General features: G+C 68.8%; 11 protein-coding genes. 1 reads left to right on the top strand and 10 read right to left on the bottom strand.

Annotated features, from left to right (window positions below; all coding sequences use genetic code 11):
• Positions 1-289 precede the first annotated feature (289 nt).
• From FAB82_RS18320 to FAB82_RS18300, 5 genes are all read right to left on the bottom strand, one after another.
• Positions 290-1,201, bottom strand: coding sequence for an arginase family protein (locus tag FAB82_RS18320; protein ID WP_136535973.1), 912 nt, complete (start codon positions 1,199-1,201; stop codon positions 290-292).
• A gap of 187 nt (positions 1,202-1,388) precedes the next feature.
• Positions 1,389-2,288, bottom strand: a complete 900-nt coding sequence (locus FAB82_RS18315) for a co-chaperone YbbN (RefSeq protein ID WP_136535972.1) — start codon at positions 2,286-2,288, stop codon at positions 1,389-1,391.
• Positions 2,285-2,824: a ribonuclease HI gene (gene rnhA, locus FAB82_RS18310; protein WP_136535971.1), complete on the bottom strand. Its 540-nt coding sequence runs from the start codon at positions 2,822-2,824 to the stop codon at positions 2,285-2,287. The genes FAB82_RS18315 and rnhA overlap by 4 nt, the downstream gene beginning before the upstream one ends.
• A 10-nt stretch (positions 2,825-2,834) precedes the next feature.
• On the bottom strand, positions 2,835-3,419 hold the full coding sequence (locus FAB82_RS18305; RefSeq protein ID WP_136535970.1) for a TMEM165/GDT1 family protein: 585 nt from the start codon (positions 3,417-3,419) through the stop codon (positions 2,835-2,837).
• 235 nt (positions 3,420-3,654) lie between these two features.
• The gene (locus tag FAB82_RS18300) at positions 3,655-4,887 is read right to left on the bottom strand and encodes an MFS transporter (RefSeq protein ID WP_136535969.1); all 1,233 of its coding nucleotides are present in this window, start codon (positions 4,885-4,887) and stop codon (positions 3,655-3,657) included.
• Between the two features lie 133 nt (positions 4,888-5,020).
• Between FAB82_RS18300 and FAB82_RS18295 the strand changes: the two genes are divergently transcribed.
• The gene (locus FAB82_RS18295; protein ID WP_136535968.1) at positions 5,021-6,178 is read left to right on the top strand and encodes an ROK family transcriptional regulator; all 1,158 of its coding nucleotides are present in this window, start codon (positions 5,021-5,023) and stop codon (positions 6,176-6,178) included.
• 860 nt (positions 6,179-7,038) lie between these two features.
• Here the strand turns inward: FAB82_RS18295 and FAB82_RS18290 are convergent.
• The 5 genes from FAB82_RS18290 to araB all read right to left on the bottom strand — a co-directional run bounded on the left by FAB82_RS18290 (position 7,039) and on the right by araB (position 12,082).
• Positions 7,039-7,302: a CsbD family protein gene (locus FAB82_RS18290; RefSeq protein WP_136535967.1), complete on the bottom strand. Its 264-nt coding sequence runs from the start codon at positions 7,300-7,302 to the stop codon at positions 7,039-7,041.
• 82 nt (positions 7,303-7,384) lie between these two features.
• The gene (locus FAB82_RS18285; RefSeq protein WP_136535966.1) at positions 7,385-8,077 is read right to left on the bottom strand and encodes a haloacid dehalogenase type II; all 693 of its coding nucleotides are present in this window, start codon (positions 8,075-8,077) and stop codon (positions 7,385-7,387) included.
• Between the two features lie 156 nt (positions 8,078-8,233).
• On the bottom strand, positions 8,234-9,730 hold the full coding sequence (gene araA / locus FAB82_RS18280; RefSeq protein ID WP_136535965.1) for an L-arabinose isomerase: 1,497 nt from the start codon (positions 9,728-9,730) through the stop codon (positions 8,234-8,236).
• 22 nt (positions 9,731-9,752) lie between these two features.
• On the bottom strand, positions 9,753-10,421 hold the full coding sequence (locus FAB82_RS18275) for an L-ribulose-5-phosphate 4-epimerase (RefSeq protein WP_136535964.1): 669 nt from the start codon (positions 10,419-10,421) through the stop codon (positions 9,753-9,755).
• Entirely contained in the window at positions 10,418-12,082 is a 1,665-nt protein-coding gene (araB, locus tag FAB82_RS18270) for a ribulokinase (RefSeq protein ID WP_136535963.1), read from the bottom strand. Before araB ends, FAB82_RS18275 begins: the two co-directional genes overlap by 4 nt.
• Positions 12,083-12,256 lie beyond the last annotated feature (174 nt).

Raw genomic sequence — 12,256 nt, 5'->3', positions numbered from 1 at the left:
GTGTCGCGGATCGGCACCCCCCGGTCTCAAAGATGCCCCCGAGGACCGACACGACTCGGTGTCACTGCCACCCGCGGTCGGGCGCGTCGCGCGGGCACCCTCCACACCCTTCCGTCGCTGCCCGATTGAAGACCGCACCGAACGGCGCTCGGGCTACGGCCAATCCACCCGGGCACGGTGCCACCTCCTCATCGCCGACGCTTGAAGACCGCACCGAACGGCGCTCGGGCTACGGAGCATCCGCTCGATCAATCCGTCGAATCCCCACAATGGAATTACGGAAAGCTTCTTACTGAAGGGCTTCGACCAGGGTGTTTGCCAGCGCCTTGGCGTACTCGCCGTCGGGGTCGTAGTCGGGGTCGAAGACCGTCAGCTCCATGCCGGAGCAGCGCTCGTCGGCCGTGCAGGTGGCGATGATCTGGCCCAGTTCGCCCAGGGAGATCCCGCCGGGCGCGGGCCCGTCCACCGCGGGCATGACCGAGGGGTCGAGGACGTCGGCGTCGACGTGGAGCCAGAACGTGGCCACGTCCCCGAGCGCGTCGAGGGCCCATTCGGCGGAGCGGCCGACGCCGCCGGCGCGGAGGGTGGGCACGGTCCGCACGGCCACGCCCGTGGCCTCCAGTTCGACCCGATGCGGATCGTCGGCGCGCAGGCCGAGCATCACCAGGTGGTCGGTGTCCACATACGGACGCAGGCCGCCGATGTCGGTGAGGTCGGGCTGCCCTCGCCCGGTCGCCAGCGCGAGCTCTTCGGCGGCGGCGGCGCCGACGTACTGGGAGTTGCCGGGGTGGCGGAAGTCGGCGTGGGCGTCGACGAAGATGAGGCCCCGGTGCTCGCCGTCGCGTTCGGTGCGGCGGCGGGCGGCCAGGACGGGGCCGAGCATGATCGAGCAGTCGCCGCCGAGGACGAGTGGGAAGGTGCGCTCTCGCCAGAGCCGTTCGACGCGGTCGGCGAGGCTGCGGGTGTATTCGGCGATGGCCTCGGCTTGGCCGACGCCGTCGCCGGGTCTCCAGCCGGAGGGGTCGAAGCGGGGCGGGGTGAGGCATCCGGCGTCGATGGCGTTGAGGCGCTGGATGATCCGGTGGTCGCGGAGCGCTCCCGGTGCTTTGGCGCATCCGGGGACGGTGTGCGGTGTCGGGGGGCGCAGGCCGAGGTTCGAGGGTGCGTCGAGTACGGCCACGCGCTTGGATCTGGTCGCCACCGGCGCTCACCTCCCACACTCGCGAGCCGCGTATTGACGCTGTGCGGCAACGCTAGCTCATTTGAGCCCGTGCGTCGTTACCCGGAGAGGTGTTCGCGTTCGAGTGGAAGTCGCTCAATTCACCGCGAATTACGCGAAAGCAAAGGCGCGCGGACCCGGTAAGGGCCGCGCGCCTTCGTTTCTGCGTTTAGAACAGCACGGAGCTGAGTTTGCGGCGGGCCTTCGCGACGGCCGGGTCGTCGGCTCCCGCGATGAGGAACAGTTCGACCAGGCGCTTGCGGACCCGTTCCCGCTCTTCGCCGAAGTGGCCGGCGACGAGCTTGATGAGCCGGTCGTAGGCGTTCTCGGCGAGGCCGGAGAGCATTTCGAGGTCGGCGGCGGCGAGGCCGGCGTCGATGTCGTCGGGCGCGGCGTCGGCGAGCGCGGCGGCGTTCTCGGGGAGGACTCCGGCGCGGCGGATGAGTTTGACCTGTGCGAGCCCGGCTTCGGCCTCGATGGAGGCGGGGTGGTTCTTGAGGTACTTGTCGTAGGCGGCCTCGGCGGCGTCGAGTTCACCCTCCATGAGGTGGTTCTCGGCGGCGGCGAGTTCGGGGTCGACCTGCTGGGGGACGTCGAGGCCGACGGCCTGGACGACCTTGTTGATGAACTGGCGCAGGCCGCTCTCGTTCTGCGGGCCCTGCACGAGGTCGACGGGCCGTCCCTGGGCGAGCGCGACGACTGCGGGGAGGGCCTGGAGCTGGAGGGCGGCGGCGAGCTGCTGGTTCTGCTGCACGTCGGCCTTGGCCAGCATCCAGGCGCCGCCGGCGGCCTGGGCGAGCTGCTGGAGCAGGTCGCGGGTCTGGAGGCTCTCGGGGACCTGGTCGGCCCAGAAGACGACGATGACGAGCGATTCGAGCGACCGTTCGAGGACTTCGCTCTGCACGGTGGCGTCGGTGACGTCGATCGAGACGACGCCGGGTCCGCCCGCGCCGGGCAGGCCCGGGGCCGCCGGTGCTTGCGAGGGCGCCGGCTGCTGTTGCTGCTGCTGAGCGGCGAGGGCGCTGAGGTCGACGCCGCCGGAGAATCGAGACGGTACCTGGTCGTTCATGGACGTGATTGTTCCATTCTCATTGGCTGGTGACTGGTCGGGTAGGCATCACTGTGTGCCACCGTGCGCAGAATTAAGCGCCCGGCGGCCTCGTCGCGGCCCTTGACGGCGAGTGCGTCGGCGCGGTCGTTGCCGGGGTCGCCGGAGTGCCCCTTGACCCAGCGCCAGTCGACGTCGTGGCCCTGGGCCGCGGCGTCGAGGCGTTTCCACAGGTCGGAGTTCTTGACCGGCTGCTTCTGGGAGTTGAGCCAGCCGTTGCGCTTCCAGTTCTTCATCCAGGAGGTGATGCCGTTGCGGACGTAGGACGAGTCGGTGTAGAGGTGGATCGTGGTGGGACGCTTGAGGGTCTCCAGGGCGACGATCGCGGCCATGAGTTCCATCCGGTTGTTGGTGGTGGCCTTCTCGGCGCCGTAGAGCTCCCGTTCGTGGTCGCCCCACTTGAAGTACACGCCCCATCCGCCGGGCCCGGGGTTGCCCGAGCAGGCCCCGTCCGTGTAGATGACGGCGGTGTCCTGATTAACGTCCGTTTGCGGCATGATCGCCAGCTTAGCTGGTGAGGGCCCTCACGGCCTCGATGCCCAGGAGCACGCCGAGGACGAGGAACAGGCCGGCCGAGACGTAGCGGATGACCTTCTCGGGGATCTTCTTGGCGACCCACGCTCCGGCGAAGACGGCGAGGAGGTCGGCGGCGAGCATCCCGGCGGTGGCGCCGAGCCACACGCCCCACGGGTTGTACTGGGCGCCGAGGCCGACGGCGATGATCATGGTCTTGTCGCCGAGCTCGGCGAGGATCATGGCGCCGATGACGGTCAGCAGCCCGGACTTGCGTTCGGTGTAGCCGTGCGCCTCGGCGTCGTCCTTCTCGGGGCGCAGGGTCCACAGGCCGAAGCCGATGAACAGGACGGCGGCGCCGAGCGTGATCCAGTCGGTGGGCAGCAGCTCGCCCGCGGTCGCGCCGATGCCGACGGAGATGCCGAACAGGATCGAGGTGGCGATGATCAGGCCGATGACGACGCTGCGGAGCTTGTATTTGGTGGCGAAGGACAGGGCCATGAGTTGGCTCTTGTCGCCCATCTCGCCGACGAAGATGACGCCGAAGCTCAGTGCCGCGGCGGTCAAGAAGACGTCCATTCGGGGGTGATCCTCCCAGTCGGGGCCGGGAGAAGGCAGGAAAGACCTCGACCCGGCGCATTGCCTTGGTCGAAGGTCTCGCTCGCCTCCTTGCGGAGGCCGCGCGGCCGGGCCACCGAGTGAACGGCAGGCCAGTATGTCGACCGCGTCATTGGGAGCTACTCCCCTTCTGCGCCACCGACTATACGCGGCGGCCCGCGCCGGACCCCCTTGACGGGACCCGGCGCGGCGAACATCACTTCACCAGCGCCGCCTCGGGCTCGGGTGCGGAGCGGCTCAGCAAGCGGCGCAGGGTGGTCGGGCCCGCGAGGGCGATGAAGACCGCGAGGGCGGCGGGGACCATGAGGCCGATCGTCAGGCTGGTGCCTTCGGCGAGGTAGCCGATGGCGGCCGGGCCGAGGAGGAGGCCGGCGGAGCCGGAGATGGAGATCAGGGCGATGTTCGACGGGGACCCGCCGGCTTCTCCGATGGCGCTGAACAGGACCGGGACCATGATGGCGATGCCGGAGCCGGCCAGGATCCAGCCCGTCCAGGCGAGCGGGAGGCCGCCGGTCGCGCCCGAGACGAGGACGAGGGCGTAGCCGGCGGCGGCCACCGCGCCGGCCCACCAGAGGGTGCGGCCGGGGCCGAGCTTGGCGCGGATGGGGTCGCCCGAGAGGCGGAAGACCGTCATCGCGCAGGCGAACACGGTGTAGGACAAGGGGGCCAGCGCGTCGTCGGCTTCGAGGACGCGGGCGGCGTGGAGGTTGGCCCAGTCGATCGCGCCGGACTCGATGAGGTGTCCGCCGAGGCCGAGCAGGAACATGGCGCCCAGCAGGACCGCGCCGATGCGGGCGGTGTTGGAGGGGGCGCCGCTGCTGCCGCGGGCGTCTTGACCCGGTGGCGGCAGCAGCGGACGGGTGAAGGCGGCGAAGGCCGCGGTACTGATGAGCGCCACGGCGATGAGCATCGCGGGGCTGCCCAGGCCGAGGGTGAGGCCGAGGGAGGTCAAGGCTCCGGCCACGGCGCCGCCGAGGGACCAGAAGCCGTGGAACGAGGAGACGATGGGCCGCTTGTAGTGGCGTTCGAGCTCGACTGAGTGGGCGTTGAGGCCGACTTCCACGAAGCCGACGCCGATGCCGTAGATCGCGGTGCACAGCAGCAGCGTCTCGTAGGAGGGTGCGAGCGCGGGGGCGAGGAGGACCAGCTGGGTGGCGGGGCCGGTCCAGCGCAGGAGGTTTCGTGTGGTGATGCGGTCGGCGATCTTCCCGGCGAGGAACATCGAGCCGAGCCCGACGACCTGGATGAGCAGCAGCACGGTCCCGAGCCGGGCCTCGCCGAGTTCGAGCCGGGCGCTGAGCGAGGGCAGCGCGGCGGCCCAGGCGCCCATGACGAAGCCGGAGGTCGCGAAGGCGCCGAACATGCCGATTCTGGCTTGGCGCAGGGAGTCCGGCAGGGGCGTGGGAGGGGCTGCGGAGTCGGCGGTCATGTCCATCCTCAGGGAGCGGGGAACGGCAGAACTTTTTGTTCTTGCTAAGAACATAACAAGCTTCGACCCCTGCCGCAAGCCTTATGTTCGCGGCAGACACAAAAAACTTTTCGGGCCTGGCATAATCCCTAACATGCCCCAGTCCATGACGAGCGCCGACCTCCGCGTCCACAACCAGGCCCGGCTGCTGCGCGCCGTCCACAATGCCGATCAGCCCCTGACCCGCGCGAGCGCCGCCCGGCTGCTCGGCATCGGACGCAATACCGCCGGTGCGCTGGTCGGCGACCTGGAGGCCGCCGGGCTCCTCCACGAGGTCCCCGCCGAGGCCAGCGGCAGAGGCCGGCCGACCACCCTGCTGGTCCCCCATCCCGAAGGGCCCGTGGCGTTCGCGGCGGACATTCGCGAGGACTCCTGGACCCTGGCCAGGGTCGCGCTCGGTGGCGAGCTCCAGGTCCTCGAGACCGGCGAGCACGATCGCACCCCGGCGCTCTTCGCCGACATCAAGGCGGCCGTAGGACGGCACGAAACCGAGCACCTCGCGGCACTTGGAATTGCGATCTCGGGCCCGATCCGAGACGGCCACCGCCTCCACATCTCGCACCTAGGATGGGACGAGGTGGACCTCGACGATCACATCGGTGACGGCTGGCCGCCAACGGTGATCGACAATGACGCCCGACTGGCGGGCCTTGCGGAAGTCCGTCGCGGTGCCTTGCGGGGCATGGGAACCGTCATGCACTTCCACATCGACTTCGACATCGGCGGGACCCTCCTCCTGGGAGGCGACCCGCAGCGCGGAGCCCACCACATCGCCGGCGAGTTCGGGCACATGCCGCTGACCGGGTCCACACTGGAATGCATGTGCGGCGTCAAGGGCTGCTGGAGCCTGGATGTGGGCGCGAACGCGCTGGTGCGCCGCTTCGGGAAGGAGCCCGGCTACGGGACCGGCAGGGACCTGGCCCAGGAGGTCCTGCGCCGGTCCGAGACCGGAGACGCTGAAGCGACGGCGGCGGTGGACGAGAATGCGGCGGCGCTCGGAAAGGGCTTGGGCGCGTTGGCGAACGCCCTCGACCCGGAGGCGATCAGCCTCTCAGGGCTGGGAATCGAACTGATCCGCCTGCGCCGCGACCTCATCGAGCGGACGTGCGCGGCGAACCTGATGGCCTTCCGCCGAACCGCACCGCCCCGGATCCTGCCCGGAACGGTGGGAGACGACGGCCCCCTGCGAGGGGCCGCCGAAATCGCCTTCGACGCCATACTCACCGAGGACCGGCTCCGCGACCGCCTCTAAGCAAAGGCCACCCCGGGACCGCTGCCGCCCTCGCCGCGCCAATGGACGGCTCGCAGGCTTCGCCGGTCTCCAGAGCCACCGAGTCGTGGATGCACATCGAACTCCAGCGCGTGGCCGACACCGACGAACTCGAAACGGAGGCCCATTCCATCCTGGACAGCGTCTTCACCTGCGTCGATGCGCGCCAAGTCCCTCGACATCGACGACACCCTCGGACTGCCGTGCTGGTGCTGCCCCAGACCACGAAGTCCGCGTCGGATCGACACCCGTCCTCATGCGGGAATTCCACCGACAACAAGACTTGACGTTCTGCCCCGACCAGCATCTTCAGCCCCTCTGGATCACCCCGCCCCCACAAGTTCCTGACAGAGCCGTATCGCCAATCGCTCTACAGTCGTGGCCGGACACTTAGTGTTCTTGTTTCTTCAGGGACGAGCTGGGTTTCCTAGGCTATGAAGCATGAATCTCGTATACCTCGCCTTGTGGGGCGGCTCGATGATGGCGATAGTGCCGCTTGTGATGGCGTTCATCGCTGCGCTTGCTCTCAGGCGGACCCGTCCTGGGGATCGAGCTGAGATCCTTCGAGCTCTTGCAGACCTCACCGCATCGTTCTTCTTTCGTACTGGCTTGGCAGTCAAACAACCATCGACGCGGATACCGGCGCCCAAGCACGCACCAAGGCCTGAAGACGCTCCTTCGAGGCGTGCGCATCAGTCCTGAAAAGCCGACATACTCTCGATTTGCCGCGCCGAACCGCCCCAGATCCTGCCCGGAACGGTGGGAAACGACGGCCCCCTGCGAGGGGCCGCCGAAATCGCGTTCGACGCCATCCTCACCGAGGACCGGCTCCGCGAAAAGCTCTAACGGCGGGTGTCTCGGCCCTCATCGTCACGCTCGTCGTCGCGCTTGCCGTCCTTGCCGTCCTTGAATTCGCGTTTGATTTCCTCTACCTTGCCTGCGGCCTTGTCACGCAGGTCGTGGGCGGTCTCCTTGGTCTTACCGACGAACTGGTCGCGTTTGCCCTCTGCCTCCAGGCTCTCGTTGCCGGTGGCTTCGCCCGTTCGCTCCTTGAGCTTGCCCTTGGCCTGCTGAAGTTTGTCCTTCGCCTTGTCGACGCCGCTCATATCGGCAATCCCTCCTTGGAAAATCCGTGGTGGACGGGAAGGGGATACCCGCACCACCGGCGGATAACCCGGCAGCGGGTGATCATCGCCCGATCAGCGCCGTGGCCAGTTCCTCCAGGCCGTCGCAGTGCAGGTCGAAGGTGTCGGAGTCCCGTGGCGGATCGCCGACGGGCCGGTGGACGTAGGCGGTGCGCATGCCGCTCGCCTGGGCTCCCCGGAGGTCCCAGGCGTGGGCGGCGACCATGAGGACGCGTTCCGGTGGGCATCCGGCGGTGTTGATGGCGAGTCGGTAGATCTCCGGGGCCGGCTTGTAGGCCCGGACGGTTTCGCTCGACAGGGCCTGGTGCCAGCGCAGCCCGGCGTGGGCGTTGAGGCGCAGCAGGGCTGCGTTGCCGGCGTTGGAGAGACCGATGACGGGGAAATGCCGCGCCAGGCGCTCGAGGCCTCGGGCGGCGTCGTCCCAGGGGTTCAGGCGCTCGGCCGCCGTGGCCAGGTGGGCGATGGCCACCGGGTCGGTGAGTCCGGCCCGGTCGGCCACCAGGCGGGCCGCCCCTCGATCGATGATCTCGGTGGCCTCATAGGACCGGAGCCCCTGCGCGATGCGGCCCTGCTCGACCTCGATATGCCGCTGCCACAAGACGAGCAACTGGTCGAGGTACGCCTCGTCGGCCGCGGGAACGGCCTCGCCGATCGCCGCTCTGAGCCCGCTGGGCTCGTCGACCAGGGTGCCGAGGACGTCAAGGACGACCACTTCGATGTCGCGGATCTCGGTCATGCGTACTCCATTCGATTGTCGGCGGGCCGGGCTCGCCGTTCGGAGGATAGTCGAATCGGCCGGGTGGGTGTTCAGCTCTCATCCGGTCCGGCCGTAGGTGCGGACAACGAAGAAGGGACGGGCCGCCGGCCCGTCCCTCTCCTTGCGTCGCTTGGCTTACAGGCCGCCCTCGAGGTGGTGGTAGACCTGGTTCCAGCGCAGTTCCTGCTTGAACTCGCGGACGGTCGTGCCCTCGCCGATGGTGACCAGCTCGATGCCGGCGATCTCGGCGAAGTCCTCCATGACCTCGCGGCCGAAGGCCTGGGTCATCGAGGTGTGGTGGGGCCCGCCGGCCGTCAGCCACGACTCGGCCGAGGTCTCCAGGTTCGGGCGGGGTTCCCAGACCGCGCGTGCGACCGGGAGGTTCGGCAGGTCCTCGTCGGGCTCGACCACGTCGACCTCGTTGGCCACCAGGCGGAGCCGGGTGCCGAGGTCGAGCATGCCGACCGCGACGGCCGGGCCGGGCGGGGCGGTGAAGACCAGGCGGACCGGGTCCTCCTTGCCGCCGATGCCCAGCTCGTGGATCTCGCAGGTCGGCTTCTCGGCCGCGATCGAGGGGCACACTTCGAGCATGTGCGCGCCCAGGATCTGCGGGGACTCGGCACCCAGGTTGTAGGTGTAGTCCTCCATGAAGGACGTTCCGCCTTCAAGGCCCGTCGCCATGACCTTCATGAGCCGCACCAGGACCGCGGTCTTCCAGTCGCCCTCGCCGCCGAAGCCGTAGCCGTCGGCCATCAGGCGCTGCACGGCGATGCCCGGGAGCTGCTTGAGAGCGCCCAGGTCCTCGAACGTGTCGGTGAACGCCTTCGCGCCCTGCTCCTCCAGGAAGGAGCGAAGCGCCAGCTCGATGCGGGCGGCGTCGCGCAGCGACTCGTGCCGCGCCCCGCCGGCCTTCAGCTCCGCCACGACGTCGTAGGACGTCTCGTACTCGGCCGCGAGCTCGTCGACGGCCTTGTCCTCGATCGTTTCGACGCGCGCGGCCAGCTCGTTGACGCCGTAGGTGTTGACCTCGACGCCGAGCTTGATCTGAGCCTCGACCTTGTCGCCCTCGGTCACGCCGACGTAGCGCATGTTGTCGCCGAAGCGCACCAGCTTGAGGTTCTGGACCTCGTTCCAGCCCAGGGCCGCACGGGCCCAGTCGCCGACGCGCTTCTGGACCTTCTCGTCGGCCCAGTGGCCCACGATGGTCTTGCGGCGGTGGCGCATGCGGGTGAGCATGTACCCGAACTCGCGGTCGCCGTGGGCGGCCTGGTTCAGGTTCATGAAGTCCATGTCGATGTCGGCCCACGGCAGGTCGCGGTTGTGCTGCGTGTGCAGGTGCAGCAGCGGCTTGTCCAGCACGCCGAGCCCGGCGATCCACATCTTCGACGGCGAGAACGTGTGCATCCAGGCGATGACGCCGACGCAGTTGTCGTCGCCGTTGGCCTCCAGCAGGACCTTGCGGATCTCGTCGGGGGTGGTCAGGACCGGCTTGGCGACGACCTCCACCGGGATCGCGTCGGCGCCGTCGAGCCCGGCCACGATGTCGGCCGAGTTCTGCGCTACCTGCGCGATGGCCTCCTCACCGTAGAGGTGCTGAGAGCCGGTGACGAACCACAGTTGTTTGGCTTGCATTGATGTATCTCCTCCGGGGGCGCTACTGGCCGTAGACGTTCTGGTAGCGGTCGTAAAGGGCGTCGATGTTCTGCTGCGCGATCGGCACCGGCTCGCCGAGCTGACGCGAGATGTGCACGGTGCGCGCCACGTCCTCGGTCATCACCGCGGCCTTGACGGCCGCCTTGGGGCCCTTGCCGATCGTGAAGACGCCGTGGTTCTGCATGATGACCGCCGGGGAGCGGTGGCCCTGCAGGGTCTCGACGATGGCCTTGCCGATCGCGTCGGAACCGATGAGCGCGAACGGGCCCAGCGGGATCTCCCCGCCGAACTCGTCGGCCATCGCCGTGAGCACGCACGGGATCGACTCGGCGCGCGCGGCCCACGCCGTCGCGTACGGGCTGTGGGTGTGCACCACGCCGCCCACCTCGGGCATGAGCTGGTAGACGTGGTTGTGGCTCTCGGCGTCGCTGGAGGGCTTGAGGTCCCCGTCGAGGACCTTGCCTTCCAGGTCGGTCACGACCATCAGCTCCGGCTTCAGGTCGTCATAGGACACGCCCGAGGGCTTGATGACGATGAAGTCGGTGCCCGGCACCCGGCCGGAGACATTGCCGCTGGTCCAGGTCACCAGGCCCCAGCGGAGCAGCTCGGCGTGCAGATTGCACACCTCGACCTTCATGGCCTCGATGGCCTCGGTGGTCTTGAAACTCATTTTGAAGCCTCAATCGCGATGTTGTGCAACTTGTGGAGCGCCTTGGAGCCGCCGCGGCCAAAGTGGTCGTGCAGCTCGTCGTAGACGGCGTAGAGCTCGTCGTAGGCGTCGGCGCGGGCCGGGTCCGGAACGTAGGCGTTTCGCTCGACCTTGCCCATCGCCTCGGCGGCGGCCTTGATGTCCGGGTACACACCGGCGGCGACGGCGGCGTGGATGGCCGAACCGAGCGCCGGGCCCTGCGCGGACGTCAGCACCGTGATCGGCATGCGCAGCACGTCGGAGTAGGTCTGCATGAGCCACTTGTTCTTCAAGAGGCCGCCCGCGGCCACGAACTCCTCGATCGGCACACCGGACCCGACCAGGGTCTCGACGATCTTGCGGGTGCCGAACGCGGTCGCCTCGACCAGCGCGCGGTAGATCTCCTCGGGCTTGGTCTGAAGGCTCAGGCCCAGGATGACGCCGTGCAGGTCGTGGTCGACCAGGACCGAGCGGTTGCCCGAGTGCCAGTCGAGGGCGACCAGGCCGTGCTCGCCGACGTTCTGGTTCTCGGCCAGCTCGGTCAGGTACTGGTGAATCGAGATGCCGCGCTTCTCGGCCTCGGCGGTGTACTCGCCGGGCACGCCGTTCTTGACCCACCACGCGAAGATGTCGCCGACACCGGACTGGCCGGCCTCGTAGCCCCACAGGCCGGGGACGATGCCGTCGCGGACCACGCCGCACATGCCCTTCGCCTCGGTGAGGTTCTCGCCGTTGACGACGTGGCAGGTGCTGGTGCCCATGATCGCCACGATCTGGCCGGGGCCGACCGCCTTGGCCGAGGCGGCGGTGACGTGGGCGTCGACATTGCCGACGGCCACGGCGGTGCCCTCGTTCAGGCCGATCCACTCGGCGGCCTGAGCGGTCAGGCCGCCCGCGCGGTCGCCCAGCGCGGCGATCGGGAAGTCGATCTTCTCCACGAAGTCGGCGAACTCGGGGTTCAGCGCGGCCAGGAACTCACTGGACGGGTACTTGCCGTCCTGCAGGATGCCCTTGTAACCGGCGGTGCAGTTGTTGCGGGTCTCGACGCCGCACAGCTGCCACACGATCCAGTCGGCGGCCTCGATCCAGCGCTCGGCGCGGCCGTAGACCTCCGGGTCCTCCTCCAGCAGCTGGAGCCCCTTGGCGAACTGCCATTCGCTGGAGATCTTGCCGCCGTAGCGCGGCAGCCACTCCTCGCCGCGCTCGGCGGCGAGGGCGTTGATGCGGTCGGCCTGTCCCTGGGCCGCGTGGTGCTTCCACAGCTTCGGCCAGGCGTGGGGACGCTCGGCCAGGTCATCGAGCTCGCACAGCGGGGTGCCGTCGGCGAGCGCGGGCAGGACGGTGCAGGCGGTGAAGTCGGTGGCGATGCCGACGACCCGGTCGGCCGTGACACCGGCCGCTTCCAGGGCTTTCGGCACGGCAATGCGCAGGACGTCGCGCCAGTCGGCGGGCGACTGGAGCGCCCAGCTGCGGGGCAGTTTCGCTCCGGACGTCGGCAGCGTCTCCTCGATGGCACCGTGGCGGTACACATGCTCGGCGCTGGCGAGTTCGCGACCATCGGCGACCGAGGCGACGACGGCCCGGCCGGAGAGGGTGCCGAAGTCGATCCCGATAGCAACGGCACCGTTGTCGCTGCCTGTCATAGAGGCCTCCTTGGGGGATTGCTCAAGTTGTAGGTGATCGTTCACATCGTAAGCGATCAACCTGTGGAACGACCAATACCCACAGGTGAATCACGCATAACCTAACGCAATGCGACGTCCAAGACCACAGACGGTCGGCCCGGCGTCCATACGCCGGGCCGACCGCCTTTGCGG

It is taken from the genome of Glycomyces buryatensis, assembly GCF_004912275.1.
Taxonomy (GTDB): domain Bacteria; phylum Actinomycetota; class Actinomycetes; order Mycobacteriales; family Micromonosporaceae; genus Glycomyces; species Glycomyces buryatensis.
The sequence above is the reverse complement of the archived record's forward strand: the minus strand, read 5'-3'. Positions and strand labels throughout refer to the sequence as shown.